Origin of the sequence: Oryzifoliimicrobium ureilyticum (assembly GCF_037199735.1) — a bacterium.
Classification (GTDB): domain Bacteria; phylum Pseudomonadota; class Alphaproteobacteria; order Rhizobiales; family Rhizobiaceae; genus Rhizobium; species Rhizobium ureilyticus.
In genome coordinates this window covers 201,601-224,030 of record NZ_JBBBVQ010000010.1, presented here as the reverse complement: position 1 = coordinate 224,030, position 22,430 = coordinate 201,601, and the positions used below count along the sequence as shown (strand labels likewise).

The following is a 22,430-nucleotide window of genomic DNA, read 5'->3' as shown; positions in this document are numbered from 1 at the left end:
GATCTCGGATATATCGACTTGGAACAGAGGACTTTGCAAACCATCGACAACCCGTTCGGCACGAGGTTGTTACCTATGTCTTAGGAACAGATTGTTACCTATGTATCCGGGTTGGACATTTGGAGAAATGGCGCACCCGACAGGATTCGAACCTGTGACCTTTGGAATCGGAATCCAACACTCTATCCAGCTGAGCTACGGGTGCATGCCCTAAGCGATGACTCGCTTTGTCCGATGGGTGGTTGTTAGCCCAGATCGGCGGCCGCATCAATGCCTATCGAGCGGCTCATGAGGAAATTTGATTGGGTGCATGAACCATGCGTGCGGCTTAGGCGTATCGTTGTCGAGAAAAACAGCACGCGCGGGAGCAGGCGGATGGAAACACTGGCGGATGGGTATCGTGCGTTGGTCGTTGGCGAGAGCGGCGGGATTGGATCGGCTGTTCTGGCCGAACTTGCCAGCGATCCGCGCTGCGGCAATGCGGTGGGACTATCGCGCAAGACCTCGGCCGGCTTCGATCTGACGGTGCCGGGCTCGATCGAGCGGGCGGCCGATGATCTGAAAGGGGAGGGACCCTTCGATCTCATCTTCGATGCAACAGGCGCACTTATCATCGAAGGCGTGCCGCCTGAGAAAACGATCAAGGCCTTGGACGCCGAGGCAATGGCGCGCCAGTTTGCGGTCAATGCCATTGGGCCTGCGCTTCTCTTCAAACACTTCCTGCCACTTTTGAACCGCAACCAACGTTCGCTGTTTGCCACTCTCTCAGCCCGTGTCGGTTCGATTGGGGACAATCATCTGGGAGGTTGGATTTCCTATCGCGCCTCCAAGGCGGCCCTCAACCAGATCGTGCGCACGGTGTCGCGTGAGGCGGCACGAACGCATCGCCAGTCCGTCATTGCCGCTTTTCATCCTGGGACCGTCGAGACGCGCCTGTCGGATGCTTATTGTTCGGGCAAGGAGCGTCAAAAGCCTGCGCAGTCGGCGACTGCCATGCTGTCGGTCCTCGATCGGCTGACGGCAGAGCAAAGCGGCGGGTTTTTCGCTTATGACGGAACCGCCATCGAATGGTAGCGGTACGTCATCTCATCCTTATTCTTGGCGATCAGCTCTCGCTGGACATCACAAGCCTTCAGGGTGCCGATCCGGCGCATGATCACATCCTGATGTGCGAGGTCATGGAGGAGGCTACCTATGTGCGCCACCATAAGCGAAAGATCGCCTTCATCTTCTCGGCGATGCGCCATTTCGCCAAGGAATTGAAAGATCGCGGCTTCAAGGTTACCTATGTGCATCTTGACGACGACGGCAATAGTGGATCGTTCACCGGCGAGGCCGAGCGCGCTGCCGCTCGCCTGAAGCCGCAGCGCGTTCGGGTCACCGAGGCCGGCGAGTGGCGGGTCATGGAAATGATGCGGGGCTGGGAACAGAACCTCGGCTGTCCCGTCGATGTTCTACCCGATCGCCGCTTTATCTGCTCGCATGAGGAATTCCGCTCCTGGGCAGGCGATAAGACACAGTTGCGGATGGAATTCTTCTATCGCGAGATGCGACGCAAGACGGGACTGTTGATGAACGGCGATGAGCCGGAAGGTGGGCGCTGGAACTTCGACAGCGAAAATCGCGAACCTGCCAATCCCGATCTCTTCCAGCCGCGGCATCTCGACTTCAAACCGGATAAAGTGACCAACGATGTGCTTTCCCTCGTCGCCAGCCGCTTCGACAACAATATTGGCAGCCTGGAGGATTTCAATTTCGCGGTGACGCGCCAAGACGCCGAAGCGGTACTCGATCATTTCATCGAGACCTTCCTGAAGGATTTCGGCGCGAAGCAGGACGCGATGATTTCCCGCGAGCCGTTCCTCAATCACTCTCTCCTGTCCTTTTACATCAATATCGGGTTCCTCGATGCATTGTCTGTCTGCCGCGCCGTCGAGCGCGCTTATCACGAAGGACAGGTGCCGTTGAATTCGGCCGAGGGCTTCATTCGCCAGATCATCGGGTGGCGAGAGTTCATGCGCGGAGTCTATTGGTTGAAAATGCCTGATTATACCGAAGGGAACTTCTTCAAAGCCAAGCGATCGCTTCCGGATTTTTACTGGACAGGCGAGACCGATATGAACTGCCTGTCGATCACCATTAGGGATACGATCCGGCATGCCTATGCCCACCACATCCAGCGGCTCATGATAACAGGCAATTTTGCCATGTTGGCCGGCATCAATCCGCGCGAGGTGCATGAATGGTACCTCGAAGTCTATGCCGACGCCTATGAATGGGTGGAGCTACCGAATGTGATCGGCATGAGCCAGTTTGCCGATGGCGGCTTCCTGGGCAGCAAGCCTTATGCCGGTGGTGGAAACTATATCGACAAGATGTCCGATTACTGCGGCGAATGCCGTTATGACGTCAAGAAGAAGACAGGTGAGGGTGCCTGTCCGTTCAATGCGCTCTACTGGGATTTCATAGCCCGCAACGAAGACAAGCTTGGTCGCAACAATCGCCTGCGACCGATCTATTCGGCATGGCGCCGCATGAGCCAGGAAAAGCGTCATGACTATCGAAAAAGCGCAGAGAGGTTCCTCTCCAAGCTTTGAAGTCAAATGAAGAAGGAGGCGGCTGAGGACGCCGCCTCCAAAGATCAGGCCACTTTCATGGCGCCGGGGCCTGGAATGGCGCCGGGCGGAACCTTGCCGAGAATGATCATGCCGAGCACTTCATCCTTGGTGACATCCTCTGTGCGGGCCTGTCCCACGACCTGGCCATTCTTCATGACCGTGACGCGGTCGGCGAGATCGAAGACGTCATGAATGTCATGGCTGATCAGGAAAATGCCAATCCCTTCCTTCTTCAACTGCTTGATCAGTTCGCCAACCTGCGCGGTTTCCTGCGGACCAAGAGCGGCTGTCGGTTCGTCCATGATCAGGATGCGGGCGTTGAACAGGATCGCGCGAGCGATCGCCACCGATTGCCGCTGGCCACCGGACAGCGCTTTGACCGGCTCCTTGAAGCGTTTGAAATTGGGATTGAGACGTCCCATCACTTCGCGCGTCGATGCTTCCATTGCAACATCGTCCAAAGTGCCCCACCGCGTCCTCAGTTCCCGGCCGAGGTAAAGGTTGGCGGCGGCATCGACGTTGTCGGCGACGGCAAGGGTCTGATAGATCGTCTCGATGCCATATTTTTTCGCATCGCGCGGGTTCTTGATATCGGCGGGCTCGCCGTTGATCATGATATCGCCCGTGTCGCGCTTATAGGCTCCGGACAGGATTTTGATCAGTGTCGACTTGCCGGCACCGTTATGGCCAAGCAGGGCCACGACTTCACCGGGGTAAAGGTTGATCGAGGCATTGTCCACGGCGTGGATGCCGCCGAAAGAGATCGAGATATTCTTCATCTCGACAAGAGGCGTCTGGGTGCCCGCCGAAATAGACTGGTCGGTCATGGGTATGTTCCTCTTGATCTGTTACTTGGCGCGGGCGCGATAGACGGTGTCGAGCCAGACGGCCACGACGAGCACGGCGCCGACGACGATGCTTTGCAGCGGTGTATCGACATGCGCTAGCACCATGCCTGATTGGAGCGACTGCATGACGAGTGCACCCAGCATAGCGCCGGCAATGGTGCCGGTGCCGCCCGCAAGCGACGTGCCGCCGATAACGGCTGCCGCGATCGTGTAAAGCTCATCCAGCGTACCCTGCGCATTGGTCGCCGCGTTGAGGCGAGCTGTGGAAATTGCGCCGGCAATCGCGCATAAAATGCCCATCAGCGTGAAAATGCGTACCGTAACCCAGCGCGTCTTGATGCCGGCAAGTTCTGCGGCTTCCGGGTTGCCGCCAATAGCGAACACGTAACGGCCGAAGCGAAGGCGCGTTGATATGAACGTCATGACAATGCCGACGACGATGGTAATCAGGACAGGGACGGCGATCCCGTAGGGGATATCGAGCCCGGTCTCCGGCCAAGGAATATTGTTAGCCTCGGCATATCTGCGAGCAATATTGATTGGCCAGTAATAGCTGTTGGCGATCCAGATCGCGCCAAGGATCAGCACGCAGGAGAGGATCACCAGAAAATACTCCGCCCAGACCGGGCGCTGCGGGAAACCGAAGCGCTTGCGCTGACGGCGCGCGTTCAAAATACCGCCGATGACGAAGAGGCAGGCAATGATGCCGACGATCCAACTCCAGGTCGCGCCAATCGAGCCTTCAGCCCCGCCGCCCATGATGCGGAAGGTCTGATCCATGGGGGCAACGGTCTGACCGCTGGTGACGAGCCAGGTTGCGCCGCGCCAGACCAGCAAACCGCCGAGCGTTACGATGAAGGACGGCACGTTGAGAAAAGCAATGATGAGCCCCTGGAAGCAGCCGATCAGGGCGCCAGCGGCAATCCCGACAATCAGCGTGATGAACCAGGTTGCGGAATTGTCGAAGCCGATCAGCTCAGGTAAGACCTTTGCCTGCATGACGCCCATGATCATGGCGCAAAGACCCAGCATCGAGCCGACAGAAAGGTCGATATTGCGCGTGACGATGACCAGCACCATGCCCGTGGTCATGATGGCGATATCGGTCGTTTGAACGGAAAGATTCCAAAGGTTGCGGGGCGTGAGAAACAGCCCACCTGTCATGAAGTGGAAGCCGATCCAGATGATCAACAGGGCGCCGACCATTCCCAAGAGGCGCGTGTCGATCTCGGTCGCGCGGAAGAAGCGGGTGATCAGCCCGGCTTCGGCGGTTCTCGGTCCGCTTGTTGTCGTTGTATTCACCATGTCGGTCATCGCTGTGCCAGTTCCCTTGCGAGCTTCCGCTGGGACGAGGTTGTCCTTTTGGATACTCAGACGCTTTTATTGCCCTTGACCCGGGCGAAGAGGGCTCGCTTTCGAGCGCCTGTCCATGTTGATGCGGAATTACCAATCAAGGTGCCGCGCCTCTGCATCCGAACCAAGTGTTACCTGGATGCCGGGGCCTAACGGCAACAATGCACTGCGACGGAGACCGTCGCAGCGCTCTTCAAGCCATCAATCGCAGGCCTTGATGCTCTTTGCCTTGACGCCCTGGCAGGCTTCAGCCTTGCTGATCCAGCCAGCCTTGATGACGACGTCGAGGTTGTCCTTGGTGATGGCAATCGGCTTCAGGAAGACCGACTGCATTTTGACGTGCTTCGGGCCGCCGTCAAAAGTCGTCACGCCCTTGATCTTGTCCATGGTCGTGCCTTTGGCGAGATCGAGTGCAATTTCAGCGGCACGCTTGCCGAGTTCACGGCTATCCTTCCAGATCGACACGGTCTGCGTGCCGAGCGCGATGCGGTTAAGAGCTGCCTTGTCGGCGTCCTGACCCGAGACCGGTACGGAGCCGGCGAGGCCCTGCGCGTCGAGAGCAGCGATTGCACCGCCTGCGGTGCCATCGTTCGAGGCGACGACGGCGTCGACCTTGTTGTTGTTGGCAGTCAGGAACTGCTCCATGTTACGCTGAGCATTTTCCGGCAACCAGCCGTCGGTATAAGCTTCGCCGACATTCTTGATCTTGCCAGCATCCATCGCCTTCTTCAGCACTTCCATTTGACCTGCGAAGAGGAAGTCTGCATTCGGGTCGGATGACGAGCCCTTGATGAAGACGTAGTTGCCTTCCGGCTTGACCTTGTAGACGCCTTCGGCCTGCATGCGGCCGACTTCCTTGTTGTCGAAGGTGATGTAGAAGGCATCCTTGTTCTCGATCAGGCGGTCATAGCCGACGACCGGAATACCTTCATCAGCGGCCTTCTCGATGGCAGGCGCGATGGCGCTCGAGTCCTGCGCAAGAACGATGATCGCATTCGCGCCCTGGGAAATCAGCGACTCGATGTCGGTCAGCTGCTTGCTGGCGGAAGACTGTGCGTCAGCGGAAATGTACTTTGCGCCTTTGGCTTCCAAAGCCTTCTTGATGGCGGCTTCGTCCGTCTTCCAACGCTCTTCCTGGAAGTTAGACCAGGAAACGCCGACCACCATGTCCTTGGCCATAGCAACCGTGTGCAGGCTCACCAAGACGGCCGCGCCGGCCATCAGTTTCAAAACAGACTTCATCATGTCCTCCCAATTGATATGGCAGCCGGGGCCAATGCCTCCTCCGGCCGCTGCTCCCGCTGTTCAGAGAAATTATTATTTTCTCGACAGTCGAGAAATTAACTGGCAGAGAATTTGGAGGCTGTCAACGGCCTCATTTTAGACGAAATGCAGAAAGGTTCTGGCACTCCATGCTGGCCAAATCGAGCACCGAGCTCATCAGGCAGCGCAACAGCCTTCTCGTTCTGGCGGCCTTGCGACGCCATGGCGCGTTGGCGCATACCGATGTGTCCGATCATACTGGCCTGTCGTCTGCAACCGTGTCCGCCATTACGGCCGATCTTGAAACGGCCGGCATTATCGAGAAGTCGGAGCAGCAGCCGGCCGGTGGGCGCGGCAGGCCACGCGTGCTTCTTCGTCAGCGGCGAGACTGTGCTTATCTGGCGGTTGTGATCATCACCTCCGACGGCGTCGAATATTCCCTTGTCGATTATTCCGGCCGGCTGATCGACCGCTTCAACGAGCAGCGTTCGCACGATCCCGCCGGGGCAGGGCTTTTCCTGGAAGTCATCGGCCAGGGCCTGGAGCGGCTCGCCGAACGGTCCCGGATAGAGCGCGACAAGCTTTTGATCATTTCCATCAGTAGCAAGGGCCTGGTCGACAAGACGCGCCCCATTTTGCTCTGGTCGCCCATTTTCGGCGCGGACCGAATCGATTTCGACGCAGGCCTGAAAAGTCGATGGAAAGGCCGGGTCATGCTGGCCAATGAGACTCTTCTGGTCGCAGCCGCACTTGGCGAAGAGGAGGAGAAGCGCCATTCGCACAAGCATTATGCGCTCGCGGCGCTTTCCCTCGGCCACAGCATCGGGCTCGGGATTGCTCGCATGACGCCACTTGGCGAGATGGACCTGACCGCATCTAACTTCGGCCATATGATGCATCAGCCTGATGGTGCGCTATGCCGCTGCGGCGCCCGCGGATGTGTCGAGGCCTATGCTGGCTTTTATGCGATCTTGCGCACTGCATTCGAGGTGCGGCTCGACACGATCCCTGCCAAGTTCGTGCCCTTATCGGAGATGGACAAGATTGCGCAGCGCGCAAGACAGGGTGACCGAATGGCCGGCTTTGCATTTCGTCAGGCCGGCTTGGCCCTCGGGAACGGTCTGTCGCGGCTGCTAAGCCTGACGGAGCCGATGCCGGTCGTCATCACAGGCGTAGGCACCCGGTACTACGATCTGATGCGGCGTGGCGTGGAAGAGGGATTTGCTCAGTCGCATATCGGCCGCTTGTCCGGCCTGCCGGAAATTCAGATCGCGGCCGATGAGCGCAATCTCGTTTATCAGGGACATCTGCGTCACGCGTTTGCGGAGATGGACCGCAGCATCGTCATGGCGGGCGCGTTGTCGTCCGGATAGGTTTGGCGGCAAAAAGCACTAAGAATGAAAAACGCCGCGCTCGATGAAAAGCGCGGCGTGAACTTCAAATATTTGATCGGCACTTTGGCTTAAACCGCGATCAGCTTGCCTTCCTTGACGGAGCGAAGGGCGGCATCGGCCAGTGCCAGTGCTTTCAGCCCATCGGTTCCANTGAAAAACGCCGCGCTCGATGAAAAGCGCGGCGTGAACTTCAAATATTTGATCGGCACTTTGGCTTAAACCGCGATCAGCTTGCCTTCCTTGACGGAGCGAAGGGCGGCATCGGCCAGTGCCAGTGCTTTCAGCCCATCGGTTCCAGTCGGTGTGATGGCAGCGCCCTGTTCGATTGCAGCAATGAAGCCTGCAATTTCGTTCGCATAGGCCTCGACATAGCGGGTCATAAAGAAGTCGTGGAGCGGTGGGCGTGTATAGCCATCGCCATTGGCGATTTCGATGGAGACAGCCCGCTGGTTTTCCGCTGCAACCATGCCTTTTGAACCGTGAATTTCAATCCGCTGATCATAGCCATATGTCGCGCGGCGCGAGTTTGAAATGATCGCCTGCTTACCGGATTTAGTTTGCAGGATGACAGAGACGCTGTCGTAATCGCCGGCTTGCCCAATCGCCTTGTCGACAAGAACGGCTGCCGTTGCAAGAACGGATACCGGCTCCTCGCCGAGAAGGAAGCGCGCCATATCGAAATCGTGGATGGTCATGTCGCGGAAAATGCCGCCGGAGCGCTTGACGTAATCGACCGGTGGGGCGCCAGGGTCGCGCGAGGTGATCGTCACCATTTCAACGTCGCCGATCCGGCCGTCGTCAATCGCCTTCTTGACCGCCATAAAGTGCGGGTCGAAACGGCGATTGAAGCCAACCATCAGCTTTGCCTTGGTCTCTTCAACGACCTTGATGCAGGACTTGACGCGTTCAAGGTCGAGATCGACAGGCTTTTCGCAGAATATTGCCTTGCCGGCGCGCGCGAAGCGCTCGATCAGGTCGGCGTGCGTGTCCGTAGGCGTGCAGATAACCACCGCATCGATATCCGTTGCGGTTTCAATGGCTTCGATGCTGCGAACTTCACATCCATATTGTTTCGCAATCGCATTCGCTGCCTCCGGGAAGGCGTCTGCAACAGCCACCAGCTTGGCATTTGCATCTCCCGTCACGGCGCGCGCGTGTACTTTACCGATGCGACCTGCACCGAGAAGGCCAAATCTGACAGTCATTACTTCCTCCCTGCATGCGGAACAAATGAACCGAATAGAAAATCGAATGGAATTTTCATTCCATTTTCCAAGGCTTGCGTCAAGCTTCGTTTTACCGTCTGACAGACGCATCCAGCCCGTCGGCGATTGATATGAATCAGGACTTACTCGTCAAGCTGAGATCGCCTAGGGACTTTTATAAAAGGCACAATCCTGTATGGTCCCGCTCCTTGCACGCGGAGGCACAATGCAGCTCATCGACCCGAAACATCCTGTCTATCGCCACCTTTGGGTTCGACTTTCCATCATTGCAGTCTGCTTTGCTTGGTGCTTGGTCGAGATCTTCGGAGGAGATCCGTTGTGGGCGGTCTTGTCCGGGGCCTGCGGCGTCTACGCGCTTTATATGCTCGTCATTACGTACAAGCCGCAGCCTGAAGAGGATGCGACACTCTCGAACGACCAGACATCGGAATGAGTCAGTAAGCGAGCCTGCGCAGGGCTTTGTCGATCAGACTGTTGGCAATCGTCATGCGGATCGTTGCATTAGGCCGAAAGTCGGCATGAACGCTGTCTGGATGGTTGGTCTTGGCAAAATGACGGCGCTTATCGCCGAGGCTTTGGACCGTATCTTCTGCGCTGATTGCAAGTTCGGCCTCAATTTCCTCAAGCGTGATGTGATTGAGATGCTCCGGCATTTGCGGGGCAGGGGGTTCTTCGGCAGGTTTCTCAAGATCGATAGCCTCTGCTGGCATGACGTCCAGCAGGTTATCCACATAATCCTGATCGGGCCGGCGGCTCGATTGCACGCTGAGGCACGGTTGCTCAACCGCAAATCCGCTGCCCAGGCCCTGAATGCGAGAAAACGAGGAGGCTTCGCCGTCGGCTTGCTCCTCGTTTTCAGCGTCCAGCCTGTCGAGAACGGATTGAAAGGGCGTGCGGCCCAACAGCATGCAACGGCTCTCCCGTAAAATTCTGTCAGGGCAACCTTTTCACCATGAACGTAGTGCGAGGCTTGTGAGCCTCTTCAGCCTGCCAACTGGTTGATCATCGCCTGCCTGCGTTCGGCGTCGCGGCTCTGGCTTTCCTTGACGATCAAATCATAAAGGAGACGGGCGCTGGGCGGCAGCGCGCGCTCGCGCACGGTGATCAGGCTGTAAGGCTTGACGGAAATGTCGAAATCGATCGGCAAAACCCGCACTTCCGAGGCGCGAGAACTTTGACCGGTCAGGAACTCGGCGACATCGACGGCGATGGGGGCGATCGCATCTGTGGCGCAGACCAGAGCACAGGTGAACAGAAGAGAGGACGTGTTCACGATATTGTTTGGTAGCGGAACGTCGTTCTTGAGGAAAAGATCCTCCAGCGTGCGCCTCAGCAATGTGCCTGGGGGCTGGAAGACCCAGTCTCGCCCGGCAAGATCTTCCATCGAAACGCGCTGTTGCAATAACAGCGGATGGCCGTTGCGCACAATCAGACAGGCTTTTTCCACACCTATTTCACGCGCATCGAACAAGCGCGGGTTCAGATCTTCGGGAACACGGCCGATGATAAAGTCCTGACGGGCGGCAAGAAGCTCACGAGCAAGCACATTGCTGGTCTCGATATCGATATTGACCTCGATGCCGGGGAAGGCGCGGCGAACCTTATCGATGACGGGCACAACGAGGCTCATGGCGGGGGCGGTGACTGCGCCGACGTAAACTGCCCCGCCTTTTCCGGTCTTCAACTCGGTGATTTCACGGTTGGCCTCACGCAGTTCCAGCATGATTTTCCGGGCGCGTCTGGCCAGTGCCGAACCGAATGTCGTCAGTTCCACGCCTCGGGCCAGCCGCTCGCAAAGCGGGGCCTTCATGACGGCCTCCATCTCCGACAGCATGCGCGATGCAGCGGGCTGTGAAATGTTGAGAAGTTCAGCTGCAGCCGATATTTGGCCGCTATCTTCGATTGCGATGATCATCCTCAGATGATTCAATTTCAATCCTGATCGCAGAAGCGGATCATTGCCGAATCTCTCGGATTCTAGGTCGATAAGACTGCCACTCATACCCGATTCATCTAACGCCATGGTTGCAGCCTCCCAACTGCGCACCCTCAAAAGTAATACTTTTTAACCGTATATCAAATTTGTTATGGCCTTAGCTAGTTATTCTATTTGACAGTTATGGGAATCCATACCAGTTTGCCGCCGTGTGCTGGACGGCGCACGACGCGTGGGATCGTGGAGGAGATCTACTTCTTTCTCACCAAGCTGAAGTAAGAATCCAAGACGGAACCTGCCACAGTTGGGGCGGGCGGTTTCGCGTCTCCGTAATTAACAAGGGAGAGAGAAATGAAATCCATTATCTCGTTGATGGCTGCAGCGGCCTTTGGCGTTGCTTCAATGGTCGTTCCTGCGATGGCGCAGGACAAGGGTTCGGTTGGTATTGCTATGCCAACCAAGTCGTCTGCACGCTGGATCGACGACGGTAATAACATCGTCAAGCAGCTCCAGGCTGCCGGTTATACGACTGATCTGCAGTATGCAGACGACGATATTCCGAACCAGCTTTCGCAGATCGAAAACATGGTAACGAAGGGCGTCAAGGTTCTTGTTATCGCTTCCATCGACGGCACCACGCTGTCCGACGTATTGCAGAAGGCGCACGATGCCGGCATCAAGGTCATCGCATATGACCGTCTGATCCGTAATTCACCGAATGTCGACTATTACGCAACCTTCGACAACTTCAAGGTTGGCGTCCTGCAGGCAACGTCCATCGTCGATGGCCTGAAGCTGAAGGACGGCAAGGGCCCGTTCAACATCGAGCTCTTCGGCGGTTCGCCGGACGACAACAACGCCTTCTTCTTCTATGATGGCGCGATGTCTGTTCTGCAGCCATACATCGACAGCGGCAAGCTCGTCGTAAAGTCCGGCCAGACCGGCATGGACAAGGTCGGTACGCTTCGTTGGGACCCGGCAACGGCTCAGGCTCGCATGGATAACCTCCTGTCGGCTTACTACACCGATGCCAAGGTCAATGCCGTTCTGTCGCCTTACGACGGTCTTTCGATTGGTATCATTTCGTCGCTGAAGGGCGTTGGTTACGGTACGCCTGACCAGCCGCTTCCGATCGTTACCGGTCAGGACGCTGAAGTTCCTTCCGTGAAGTCGATCATTGCTGGCGAACAGCATTCGACGATCTTCAAGGACACCCGCGAACTTGCAAAGGTTACGGTTGGCATGGTCAACGCGCTGATGGAAGGCAAGCAGCCTGAAGTCAACGACACCAAGACCTACGACAACGGTGTGAAGGTCATTCCGTCCTACCTGCTGACGCCAGTTGCTGTTGATAAGTCGAACTACGAGAAGGTTCTCGTAGAAAGCGGCTACTACAAGGCTGACCAGCTGAAGTAATAAACAAACGAGGGGCCGGTGCTTCAAAGCGTCGGCCCCGATTCCATTGATCGCCGCTCCAGCCTTGGGCTAGGCGGCGCTGGATTAAGAGAACATGACCAATACAATCCTCGAAATGCGGAATATCACCAAGACGTTTCCAGGCGTTAAGGCGCTGTCCAACGTCAATCTGAAGGTCAAGCAGGGTGAAATCCACGCATTGGTAGGCGAAAACGGCGCCGGTAAATCCACGCTGATGAAGGTCCTGTCAGGTGTTTATCCTGCCGGAACCTATGAAGGCGAGATTGCCTATGAAGGCGAAGTTCGCAACTTCAAGGCTTTGAAGGATTCCGAAGATATCGGCATCGTGATCATTCACCAGGAACTTGCCCTGGTGCCGATGTTGTCCATCGCTGAAAATATCTTCCTCGGAAATGAAGTGGCCACCAAAGGCGTCATCAAGTGGGAAGAAGCGTTCAATCGCACGCGTCAGCTGCTTGGAAAGGTAGGCCTTCGGGAATCGCCAGAGACGTTGGTGACCGATATCGGCGTCGGCAAGCAGCAGCTGGTCGAAATCGCCAAGGCGCTGTCCAAGAGCGTGAAGCTTCTGATCCTCGATGAGCCGACCGCCTCGCTCAACGAAAAAGACTCCGACGCCTTGCTCAACCTGCTCATGGAATTCCGCAAGCAGGGCATGACGTCGATCATCATCACGCACAAGCTCAATGAAGTGCGAAAAGTTGCCGACCAGATTACGGTTCTGCGCGACGGCATGACGGTCAAGACACTCGACTGTCACACCGAGGAAGTCAGCGAAGACGTCATCATTCGCAACATGGTCGGACGTGATCTCGAAGACCGCTATCCGCCACGCTCCGTGCCGATCGGCGAAACCATACTTGAAGTCAAGAACTGGAATGCCTTCCATCAGCAGCATCGCGATCGTCAGGTTCTGCACGATATCAACATCACTGTGCGCAAGGGCGAAGTCGTCGGTATCGCGGGTCTTATGGGCGCTGGCCGTACCGAGTTCGCGATGAGCGTTTTCGGCCGTTCCTATGGCCACAAGATTTCAGGCGACGTCCTGATGAACGGCAAGTCCGTCGATGTCAGCACTGTGCGCAAGGCAATCGATGCCGGACTGGCCTATGTGACCGAAGATAGAAAACATCTCGGTCTCGTCTTGGACGACTCGATCGTTCACAACACGACGCTTGCCAATCTTGTCGGTGTTTCGAACAACGCGGTTATCGATTCCATCAAGGAATCGAAGGTCGCGACGAATTATCGTTCGAAGTTGCGCATTCGCTCGTCTGGTATCTTCCAGCAGGCAGTCAACCTTTCAGGCGGCAATCAGCAGAAGGTCGTCCTGTCGAAGTGGTTGTTCTCGAACCCAGAGGTTCTGATCCTGGACGAACCGACGCGCGGTATCGACGTCGGCGCGAAATACGAAATCTACACTATCATCAACCAGCTGGCTGCCGACGGAAAGGGCGTTCTGATGATCTCATCGGAAATGCCGGAGCTCCTCGGAAACTGCGACCGCATCTACGTCATGAACGAAGGACGCATCGTCGCTGAGCTGCCGAAAGGCGAGGCAAGCCAGGAAAGCATCATGCGCGCTATCATGCGCTCAGGGGAGAAAAAATAAAATGACTCCTGTCAACACACCAGCATCCGAGGAGAGCCACGTGATGTCCGTCATGGATTATATCCGTGGCAACATCCGCGAATATGGCATGCTGATTGCCCTCGTGGCGATCATGGTCTTCTTCCAGGTTTACACCCAGGGCGTTCTGTTCAGACCGGTTAATCTCACGAACCTCGTGCTGCAGAACTCATTTATCGTCATCATGGCGCTTGGCATGCTTTTGGTGATTGTCGCCGGTCACATCGACCTTTCGGTCGGCTCGATCGTGGCGATTGTGGGTGCTCTAGCGGCGATCTTTACCGTCAATTGGCAGATGAACTATGTGCTCGCCGGCCTTCTATGCCTCATGCTTGGCGGGGTTATCGGAGCAACGCAGGGCTATTTCATCGCCTATCATCGCATTCCCTCCTTTATCGTTACCTTGGCGGGCATGCTCGTCTTCCGCGGGCTGACGCTCTTCATCCTTGACGGCAAGAACATTGGTCCGTTTCCGCGGGATTTCCAAATCATCAGCACCGGCTTCCTGCCCGGCGATATGATCACCGTTGCCGGAATGCCGCTGCATTCGACATCGATCATTTTGACCATCCTCATTCCCGTGATCCTGCTGGTTCTTGGCTGGCGTCGCCGTAAAGTGAACGAGAGCCACGGTATTGATGTTGCTCCTTTGAGCTTCTTTCTCGCCCAGAACGTCATCATCATGGGCGCGATTGTGTGGCTCGGCTACCAGCTGTCCACCTATAAGGGACTTCCAAACGTTCTTGTCGTCATGCTGGTGCTGATTGCCATCTACAGCTTCGTGACGCGCCGCACCACGATCGGCCGCCGCATCTATGCAATGGGTGGCAATGAAAAGGCGACCAAGCTTTCCGGCATCAATACCGAGCGCCTCAGCTTCCTGACCTTCGTTAACATGGGCGTCCTGGCAGGTCTTGCCGGCATGATCGTGGCAGCACGTCTGAACTCTGCTACGCCAAAGGCTGGCGTTGGCTTCGAACTGGACGTGATTGCGGCCTGCTTCATCGGCGGTGCATCTGCATCGGGTGGCGTTGGCAAGATCACGGGTGCCGTCATCGGCGCGTTCATCATGGGCGTCATGAACAACGGCATGTCGATCATCGGTCTCGGCATTGACTTCCAGCAGATGGTCAAGGGACTCGTGCTGCTCGCCGCCGTCTTCTTCGACATCTATAACAAGAACAAAGGCTAAGGCTTGGAAGGGGCTGTTTTGGCGGCCCCTTATTCTCTAAGGCGGCATGGGCGATGTGAGCCGACTCGATCGGAAGGCTCCCTCCTAGGTCCAGATGATGCCCCAATGGATTCAAGAGGACAGAAACGTGCTTATATCTCAGATCAAAGGATCGAACGGAGAGCTTCAAGTCGTCGTTCGTGAAGTGGGCCAGGCCGCCCATCTCGTTAAAGGTGCCAAGAGCGTTTACGCACTTGCTATGGAAGCTGCCAATGGCGGCAAGTCGCTCATCGAGGTCATCAAGGCCCATGGTTTTGGCGATGTCGTCGATCTGGGGGCCGCCTATGCCGAGGGCCGGTTCCTGACCCCCATTAGCCATCCGGATGCAGCCCACCTTCACTTGACCGGAACCGGTCTGACGCATCTCGGCTCGGCTGCGACGCGTGATTCCATGCATAAAAAAGCAAGCGAAGCCGACGCGGAAACGCTAACGGACTCGATGAAAATGTTCCGCATGGGCCTCGAAGGCGGCAAGCCGAAGCCTGGCGAAAAGGGTGTGCAGCCGGAATGGTTCTACAAAGGTAACGGTTATGCAGCCGTTGCCGCTGGCCAGCCTCTCGTCTCGCCATCTTTCGCGCTTGATAGCGGTGAAGAGCCTGAAATGGCTGGCATCTACGTGATCTCCGACAAGGGACAGCCGTTCCGCATCGGCTTTGCACTTTCAAATGAGTTTTCTGACCACGTCACGGAGCGCCAGAACTATCTGTTCCTCGCGCATTCCAAGCTGCGACAGGCAAGCTTCGGTCCTGAGATCCGCATCGGTGCGGCTCCTGAAGACATTAGGGGAACATCGCGTATTCGCCGCGGCAGCGAAGTCTTGTTCGAAAAGCCCTTCCTGTCAGGCGAAGCCAACATGTCCCACACCTTCGCCAACTTGGAATATCACCACTTCAAGTACGATCTCTTCCGCGTTCCCGGCGATGTCCATGTTCACATGTTCGGCACGGCAACGCTGTCTTTTGCCGATGGCATCAAGACGCAGCAAGGCGACGTTTTCGAAATCGAGGCTGCGGATTTCGGCCTGCCCTTGAAGAACCCGCTGAAGATCGCGAGCGAAGAGACGATCTCCGTCCAGCAGCTTTAAGCTTCTTCCATAGGGCGCATCGGATTTTTTCCGCTGCGCCCTTCTTCATGCTGCCGACCATCGGCAGTTTCCCGTCTCCGTCGGGTGTCTACCGGAAGAAATCCCCTATATTGCGCCCCTATCGCTCCCTCCCAAGCTATGGAGCGTCCCTTATCTTATATGGAAAGGATCAAATTCATGACGAATGCTGTGATTGACGTTATCAAGAAGCGCCGTACACAATATGCTCTCGGCAAAGACCTCCCACTTTCGCCAGATGCTGTCACTCATCTCATCAAGGAAGCTGTGCGCCATGCGCCTTCGTCCTTCAACTCGCAGAGCTCGCGCGCTGTCATCTTGTTTGGCGCTGAAAGCGAAAAGTTCTGGTCGATGGTCAAGGAAGCGCTTCGTAAGATCGTTCCAGAAGATGCTTTTGCAGCCTCCGAAGCGCGCGTGAATGGTTTTGCCGCCGGTGCAGGCACGATTTTGTTCTTCGAAGATCAGGACGTGGTCAAGGAACTGCAGGAAAAGTTCGCTCTTTATGCCGATAATTTCCCAATCTGGTCAGAGCAGTCGAGCGGTATGGCGCAGTTTGCAGTTTGGACAGCACTTGCTGAGTCCGGTATCGGCGCAAGCCTGCAGCATTACAATCCCCTGGTCGACGCAGAAGTCGCGCAGACCTGGGACGTTCCACCGTCATGGAAGCTGCGCGCCCAGATGCCGTTTGGTTCGAATTTACAGCCGTTTGGCGACAAGGCGTTTATTGACGATGCCGTTCGCTTCAAGGTTTTCGGCTAACAGTATTGGCGGTCGGCGGCAGCGCCCATCCATCTTCCGCTAACGCAAAATAAAACAACGGCGCAGCGCTTTGATGAAAGGCGCTGCGCATTTTTTCAAAGGCTGCTTATCGCGCTGCGCGTCATCCATGCCGTGGTTGAGCTTTCCAGCATTTAGCGGGCATCAGGATGCGCAGGCCTTGAGAAGACCAGGGACACTATTTCTGAGCACATGGTTCGGTAGCTCAACCGCCTTGATATGGTGGACTGAGGGGTGGGAACTTCGCCACAGTTTTGGTCGCTGCAAGAGCGTCAGCTCTGAGATTGGCTCTGCCCTTGGCTGCTTTGAGACTGTTCCGACCCCTCAACGCTGACGGACACTGACAAGGTTTCTCCTGGTGTTCCAATTCGCATACCCGAGACAGGTGCTGCATCTTTGTAACTCAGCCCGGAGGCCAGACGCACATATCGGTCGTCGGGGCAGATCTTGTTGGCCGGATCGAAGCCGACCCAGCCGAGACCAGTGATATGGGCTTCGGCCCAGGCATGGGTCGCTGTCTGCTGTGTCGTTTCTTCAAGCAAAAGGTAACCGGAGACGTAGCGTGCGGGTATCCCTATCGTCCGGGCGGCCGCAATGAAAATATGAGCGTGGTCCTGACAAACGCCACTCTTTTTTTCCAAGGCTTCCTCGGCCGTCGTTGCTGTCGTGCTTGCGCCGGGCTGATAATCGACATTCTCGCGGATCAGAGCCATCAATTCGTGCATCCTCGCCAATTCCTCTCCCGGCGGGACGCTTTTGACGAGGTCGCGGATGAGCTTGCCGCTTTTCGTCAGGGACGTTTCTCTGAGGAAAAGCCATAGTGGACAGAACCCGACATGGGGGCCCATCATGCCATTTCTGTCTTCCGTATAGATTTCGCCTTCGGCTGTGATGCGGGTGGTGTTCTGCTCTCCTTCGACAGAGACCAGGGTGACGTGGTTGCCATATTGGTCTTCGTAATTTGCTTCAGGCTTTGCGCCATCAACGTCGAGCCGCCAGTTCAAAACTGCCTGGCCTATGCTTGTCGGGGGCGTCAACCGCAAGCGCTGCAAGGAAAACTTGGCCGGCTCATCGTAGACATATTCCGTCGTGTGGCTGATTTTCAATCTCATCGCCGCCCCTTACGCATAGAACCGATAACCGTCGGAGATTTCGGCGCCAAGCTGATTGTTGCGGTTGACGAAATCCTCAAGGAATTCGTGCAGCCCGCGGTCCATGATGTCCTTGATATTATGCTCCTTCAGGGAACGGTGGATAGCGTCGGCGGTATCATGCGCCACCAGACGCTCGCCGCCGTAGCTTGCCGAAATATACGCAAGATTGCTGACGATCTTTTCGTAGCAATAGGCAAGTGAGCGCGGCATCTGACCATTGAGGATCAGAAAATCGGCAATGTTAGCGGATTTGTACTCGCCATCGTAGGCCCAGCTATAGGCGCGGTGCGCCGACACGGAGCGCAGGATCGATTCCCATTGAATGTTGTCGACGGACGAACCGACCTGCGATACCGATGGCAGAAGCACGTAGTATTTAACGTCAAGGATCCGGCTGGTGTTGTCGGCCCTCTCGATGAATGTGCCGATGCGCGCGAAGTTATAGAGTTCGTTTCGCAGCATGGAGCCGTGGAAAGCACCTCGGATCAGGCCGGCCCTGCGCTTGATCACGTCGATGACACCTGGAAGTTCGGCTGCCTTGACGCGCTTTTCTAACAGGCCCTTCAGTTCGATCCAGCACTCATTCGTCGCTTCCCAAGTCTCACGCGTCAGCGCCGTGCGCACCATACGGGCATTATTGCGGCCCGATTCAATGCAGGACATCACGCTCGAGGGGTTGGAGCGCTCACGCAACAGGTAATCGATGGCTTCGCTGTTGGTTAGTTTGGAGCGGTTTTTGTCATAGGCTTCGCGCACTCCCGCGCTTTGCAAGACGCCATCCCAGTTATCGTCGCCAGCGCCGCTGCGCGTCAGCGACATACGAAGCCCCGCGTCCACCAAACGTGCGATGTTTTCGGCGCGCTCGATGTAACGGAACATCCAATAAAGTCCGTCTGCAGTTCTTCCGAGCATCAGTCCTCCAATACCCAGGTGTCTTTCGTGCCGCCGCCCTGGCTGGAGTTGACCACCAGCGAGCCCTGCTTCAGCGCGACGCGGGTCAGCCCGCCGGGAATGATCCGCACCTTGTCCGACACCAGCACATAAGGCCTGAGATCGACATGGCGCGGTGCGATGCCTTTATTGACGAGGATCGGAACGGTGGAGAGCGAAAGCGTCGGCTGCGCAATATAGTTGGAGGGCTTTGCCTTTAGCTTGGCAGCAAAATCGGCGCGTTCCTTCTTCGATGCCGTCGGACCGACCAGCATGCCATAGCCGCCGGAACCATGCACTTCCTTCACAACGAGGTCTTCGAGGTTGTCGAGCACATATTGCAAGCTGTCAGGCTCAGAACAGCGCCATGTGGGGACATTTTCCAAGAGCGCTTTACGGCCGGTATAAAATTCGACGATTTCCGGCATGTAGGAATAGATCGCCTTGTCGTCGGATATACCGGTGCCAGGGGCGTTGGCAATGGTGATGTTGCCGGCTCGATAGACGTCCATGATCCCGGGAACACCGAGAGCCGAATCCGGCCGGAAGGTGAGGGGATCCAGAAAATCGTCATCGACGCGTCGGTAAAGAACGTCGATCGCCTCATAGCCGCGCGTGGTGCGCATTTTCACCTTGCCGTCGATAACGCGAAGATCCTGGCCTTCTACCAGTTCGACGCCCATCATATCGGCCAGGAAGGAATGCTCGTAATAAGCTGAGTTATAAATACCGGGCGTTAAAACCGCGACGCGGGGGCGGCCGGTGCAGCCGGGCGGCGCTAGAGACGCCAGCGATTGACGAAGCAGATATGGGTAGTCTTCGACGCGCTGCACCTTGTTCTCGTGGAACAGCTCGGGAAACATCTGCATCATGGTTTCCCGGTTTTCGAGCATATAGGACACGCCCGACGGTGTGCGGGCATTGTCTTCCAGCACATAAAACTGGTCTTCTCCGGTGCGGACGATATCGGTGCCAACGATATGCGTATAGACGCCGCCGGGTGGGCGGAAGCCGATCATCTCGGGAAGGAAGGCCACGTTGCGCTCGATCAGCTTTCTAGGAATGCGCCCAGCCCGCACGATCTCCTGCTTGTGGTAGATATCGTCAAGAAAGGCATTGAGCGCAATCACGCGCTGCTCGATGCCTTGGGCAAGTTTGCGCCACTCTCCCGCAGAAATGATGCGTGGGATGATGTCGAACGGAATAAGCTTTTCGGAGCTGTCCTCATGGCCGTAGACAGCGAAAGTAATGCCTGTCTTCCTGAAAATATTCTCGGCATCTCGGGACTTGTTGATCAGGTGTCCGCGATCCTGATTGTTATACCACTCAAAATATTTTTCATATGGTTTTCGAGGATGTTCGTCCTCGGTGATCATTTCGTCAAATGCCAAAGGCGCGCTCCCATTTTGTTGCATTTGAATACAACGAAGGAAGCAATGCAAGAAGCGTGCGCAGTTGCCTGGAAAAATCCTTCTTGCCGGAAAAATTTATCGATAACTCCCTGGTGCTTTATTTCGGCGCGACCGGAATATGTAAAAGCGAGACTTGGCGGGTGCTTTTCGAACTTGCTAAAAGGCGCGGCGCCGAAGCCGTTGACAGGCTGTATCGGTCTGATTTGTACATCGCACTTTGCGGTATCATGAGGTTCGGCAGGTCGATCCGAGGGGTCTTGCCCAAGCTGCGGCTGCACCGAGCCTCTTCCCCGTCATGCACGCCAAATAAGCATTTGCGTAAGACGCAGGCACTGGAAATGACATCGCCGCGCATTGCTGCGCGGCGATGGTCGGTTCTTCACTCTTTGTTGCCATCGCTGTCTTACAGGTGCAAGCGATCGTCAATTTGCAACCAGCAAGCCTGGTTTTCAGGCCGGCTGGGTTCCCGTTCGGCTCGGACGCGAAGGGCGGCGACGGTTTTTGTTGTTGTTGCGGTTCTGGCCTTCGCCCGGTGCCCGCGTCTTTGCGGTCGCACCCTCGCCAGAAGGCCGGCCGGTATGCTGGCGTCCTTCCTGACCGTGGAACTGTCCGTTACCATCGCCACGACTTGGCCTACGACGGCGACTCGCAGGACGCTCGCCTTCGGAACCTGCATCGCGTGGGCCGGCAGAGGCTGGCTTCGGTCCGCGATTGCGGCCACCGGCGCCATTGCGGCTGGAGTCACGGCGAGGAGCAGCACGCATATCGGTCGGTGCCTCACCGCCCGATACTGGAATGCTGATGCCCATCAGCCTCTCGATGTCCCGCAGCAGGCGAGCTTCATCCGGAGCGCAGAAGGCGATTGCGATGCCATCGCGGCCAGCACGCGCCGTGCGTCCGATACGATGCACGTAAGCGTCGGGAACTTCGGGCAGATCGTAGTTGAACACGTGGCTGACAGCCGGAATGTCGATGCCGCGTGCTGCAACGTCGGTTGCGATCAGCGTTTTGATGGCGCCATCACGGAACCCCTTAAGCGCCCGCTCGCGCTGGCCCTGGCTCTTGTTGCCGTGAATAGAGGCAACCGAGTACCCAACCTGTTCCAAATGCTTCGCGAGCTTTTCCGCGCCGTGCTTGGTGCGCAGGAAGACGATGGAGCGGCCATCGGGATTTTCCGACAACGACTTCTTCAAAAGATCGGTCTTGTCGTTCTTGCCGTTTACGAAATGAACATATTGTTCGATCTTGTCGGCGGCCTTACCTGGCGGCGTTACCTCGACCTTCACCGGGTCTGTAAGATAGCTGCCAGCCAGTTCTGCAATCGACTTCGGCATGGTTGCCGAGAAGAGGAGAGTCTGACGCTTTTTTGGAACCAGGCGGGAAATTTTCCGCAGATCATGGATGAAACCAAGATCGAGCATCTGGTCGGCCTCATCAAGTACCAGATAGCGAACCGCTGAAAGCAAGAGCGCATTGCGGTTGATAAGATCAAGAAGACGTCCCGGAGTGGCAGCAAGAATCTCGGTGCCCCGAACGAGTATTTCCTGCTGGCGATTGATCGAAACGCCGCCAACAACGGTGTTGATCCGCAGCGGCGAGCGGCGCACGAAGGCCTTCAGGTTGTCGGAAATCTGGTTCACAAGTTCGCGGGTCGGAGCCAGAATCAATGCATGCACATGGCGCGATTCGGCGCGTTTGTTGTCAGCCAGAAGCTTTTCAATCAGCGGCAGACCGAAGGCCGCCGTCTTACCGGTGCCGGTCTGTGCCAGGCCGATGAGATCCCGGCCTTCGAAAACAATAGGAATTGCCTTTTCTTGAATAGGTGTCGGCGTCTTGATGCCGAGACCGTCGAGCGTTGTTGCGATCTGCTTGGAAACGCCAAGCGATTCGAAACTAGTCAAAAGATATACCTTCCACGGTATGCGCAAAAACACGGCAGACGCGCGCTTGGCGTTTGCTCGGTGGTTTAGCGTCAAGAACCCCGCGTGAAGTGGGAACTTGTTTGTTGGAAAAAAGCTTCCAGCGCAGTCGCCGCCTCAGCGGCTCAACGAAAAATGCGCTTTTCCCTCTTCTCGTCATTAAAGACGATGGCGCGCTCACGCGGCGGCCGGAAGGTGAAAGC

Annotated in this window: 19 protein-coding genes and 1 tRNA gene; 9 read left to right on the top strand and 11 right to left on the bottom strand. The window is 56.5% G+C overall.

Annotated features, from left to right (window positions below; all coding sequences use genetic code 11):
• Nucleotides 1-128: 128 nt before the first annotated feature.
• Nucleotides 129-205: transfer RNA gene (locus tag VQ830_RS15680), tRNA-Arg, on the bottom strand.
• 170 nt (nucleotides 206-375) lie between these two features.
• Here VQ830_RS15680 and VQ830_RS15675 point away from each other — a divergent pair.
• Together VQ830_RS15675 and VQ830_RS15670 are read left to right on the top strand one after the other, a co-directional pair.
• Nucleotides 376-1,074 (top strand): SDR family NAD(P)-dependent oxidoreductase, encoded by a 699-nt coding sequence (locus tag VQ830_RS15675; RefSeq protein WP_337269070.1) that lies wholly within the window; start codon nucleotides 376-378, stop codon nucleotides 1,072-1,074.
• On the top strand, nucleotides 1,068-2,597 hold the full coding sequence (locus tag VQ830_RS15670) for a cryptochrome/photolyase family protein (RefSeq protein WP_337269069.1): 1,530 nt from the start codon (nucleotides 1,068-1,070) through the stop codon (nucleotides 2,595-2,597). Before VQ830_RS15675 ends, VQ830_RS15670 begins: the two co-directional genes overlap by 7 nt.
• Before the next feature lie 44 nt (nucleotides 2,598-2,641).
• Here VQ830_RS15670 and VQ830_RS15665 read toward each other — a convergent pair whose 3' ends face one another.
• The 3 genes from VQ830_RS15665 to xylF all read right to left on the bottom strand — a co-directional run bounded on the left by VQ830_RS15665 (nucleotide 2,642) and on the right by xylF (nucleotide 6,061).
• A complete protein-coding gene (locus VQ830_RS15665) occupies nucleotides 2,642-3,445 on the bottom strand; it encodes an ATP-binding cassette domain-containing protein (protein WP_337269068.1) in 804 nt (267 codons plus the stop codon).
• 21 nt (nucleotides 3,446-3,466) lie between these two features.
• On the bottom strand, nucleotides 3,467-4,780 hold the full coding sequence (locus VQ830_RS15660) for a sugar ABC transporter permease (RefSeq protein ID WP_337269067.1): 1,314 nt from the start codon (nucleotides 4,778-4,780) through the stop codon (nucleotides 3,467-3,469).
• A 240-nt stretch (nucleotides 4,781-5,020) separates the two neighbouring features.
• Nucleotides 5,021-6,061 (bottom strand): D-xylose ABC transporter substrate-binding protein, encoded by a 1,041-nt coding sequence (gene xylF / locus VQ830_RS15655; protein WP_337269066.1) that lies wholly within the window; start codon nucleotides 6,059-6,061, stop codon nucleotides 5,021-5,023.
• Between the two features lie 170 nt (nucleotides 6,062-6,231).
• Between xylF and VQ830_RS15650 the strand changes: the two genes are divergently transcribed.
• On the top strand, nucleotides 6,232-7,455 hold the full coding sequence (locus tag VQ830_RS15650; RefSeq protein ID WP_337269065.1) for an ROK family transcriptional regulator: 1,224 nt from the start codon (nucleotides 6,232-6,234) through the stop codon (nucleotides 7,453-7,455).
• 236 nt (nucleotides 7,456-7,691) lie between these two features.
• Here the strand turns inward: VQ830_RS15650 and iolG are convergent, their stop codons facing one another.
• Nucleotides 7,692-8,681 (bottom strand): inositol 2-dehydrogenase, encoded by a 990-nt coding sequence (iolG, locus tag VQ830_RS15645; protein ID WP_337269064.1) that lies wholly within the window; start codon nucleotides 8,679-8,681, stop codon nucleotides 7,692-7,694.
• Nucleotides 8,682-8,907: 226 nt separating this feature from the next.
• Between iolG and VQ830_RS15640 the strand changes: the two genes are divergently transcribed.
• Entirely contained in the window at nucleotides 8,908-9,135 is a 228-nt protein-coding gene (locus VQ830_RS15640) for a hypothetical protein (protein ID WP_337269063.1), read from the top strand.
• A 1-nt stretch (nucleotide 9,136) separates the two neighbouring features.
• Here the strand turns inward: VQ830_RS15640 and VQ830_RS15635 are convergent, their stop codons facing one another.
• Together VQ830_RS15635 and VQ830_RS15630 are read right to left on the bottom strand one after the other, a co-directional pair.
• Complete coding sequence (locus VQ830_RS15635; RefSeq protein WP_337269062.1) at nucleotides 9,137-9,610, bottom strand: hypothetical protein; 474 nt, start codon at nucleotides 9,608-9,610, stop codon at nucleotides 9,137-9,139.
• A gap of 74 nt (nucleotides 9,611-9,684) precedes the next feature.
• Complete coding sequence (locus VQ830_RS15630; RefSeq protein WP_337269061.1) at nucleotides 9,685-10,725, bottom strand: LysR family transcriptional regulator; 1,041 nt, start codon at nucleotides 10,723-10,725, stop codon at nucleotides 9,685-9,687.
• Between the two features lie 264 nt (nucleotides 10,726-10,989).
• Here VQ830_RS15630 and chvE point away from each other — a divergent pair, with 264 nt between their 5' ends.
• The 5 genes from chvE to VQ830_RS15605 all read left to right on the top strand — a co-directional run bounded on the left by chvE (nucleotide 10,990) and on the right by VQ830_RS15605 (nucleotide 16,794).
• Nucleotides 10,990-12,054 (top strand): multiple monosaccharide ABC transporter substrate-binding protein, encoded by a 1,065-nt coding sequence (chvE, locus tag VQ830_RS15625; protein ID WP_337269060.1) that lies wholly within the window; start codon nucleotides 10,990-10,992, stop codon nucleotides 12,052-12,054.
• Nucleotides 12,055-12,148: 94 nt separating this feature from the next.
• Nucleotides 12,149-13,684, top strand: coding sequence for a multiple monosaccharide ABC transporter ATP-binding protein (gene mmsA, locus VQ830_RS15620; RefSeq protein ID WP_337269059.1), 1,536 nt, complete (start codon nucleotides 12,149-12,151; stop codon nucleotides 13,682-13,684).
• 1 nt (nucleotide 13,685) lies between these two features.
• Nucleotides 13,686-14,894: a multiple monosaccharide ABC transporter permease gene (gene mmsB / locus VQ830_RS15615; protein WP_337269058.1), complete on the top strand. Its 1,209-nt coding sequence runs from the start codon at nucleotides 13,686-13,688 to the stop codon at nucleotides 14,892-14,894.
• Between the two features lie 127 nt (nucleotides 14,895-15,021).
• Entirely contained in the window at nucleotides 15,022-16,017 is a 996-nt protein-coding gene (araD1, locus tag VQ830_RS15610; protein ID WP_337269057.1) for an AraD1 family protein, read from the top strand.
• A 177-nt stretch (nucleotides 16,018-16,194) separates the two neighbouring features.
• Nucleotides 16,195-16,794 carry a nitroreductase family protein gene (locus tag VQ830_RS15605; protein WP_337269056.1) on the top strand — a complete coding sequence of 200 codons (600 nt, stop codon included), beginning with the start codon at nucleotides 16,195-16,197 and terminating at the stop codon, nucleotides 16,792-16,794.
• 290 nt (nucleotides 16,795-17,084) lie between these two features.
• Here the strand turns inward: VQ830_RS15605 and VQ830_RS15600 are convergent, their stop codons facing one another.
• The 4 genes from VQ830_RS15600 to VQ830_RS15585 form a co-directional block, all read right to left on the bottom strand.
• Nucleotides 17,085-17,924, bottom strand: a complete 840-nt coding sequence (locus tag VQ830_RS15600; protein WP_337269055.1) for a transglutaminase family protein — start codon at nucleotides 17,922-17,924, stop codon at nucleotides 17,085-17,087.
• 9 nt (nucleotides 17,925-17,933) lie between these two features.
• Nucleotides 17,934-18,878 (bottom strand): alpha-E domain-containing protein, encoded by a 945-nt coding sequence (locus tag VQ830_RS15595; RefSeq protein ID WP_337269054.1) that lies wholly within the window; start codon nucleotides 18,876-18,878, stop codon nucleotides 17,934-17,936.
• A complete protein-coding gene (locus VQ830_RS15590; RefSeq protein WP_337269053.1) occupies nucleotides 18,878-20,287 on the bottom strand; it encodes a circularly permuted type 2 ATP-grasp protein in 1,410 nt (469 codons plus the stop codon). Before VQ830_RS15590 ends, VQ830_RS15595 begins: the two co-directional genes overlap by 1 nt.
• Before the next feature lie 470 nt (nucleotides 20,288-20,757).
• Complete coding sequence (locus tag VQ830_RS15585) at nucleotides 20,758-22,209, bottom strand: DEAD/DEAH box helicase (RefSeq protein ID WP_337269052.1); 1,452 nt, start codon at nucleotides 22,207-22,209, stop codon at nucleotides 20,758-20,760.
• Between the last annotated feature and the right edge of the window lie 221 nt (nucleotides 22,210-22,430).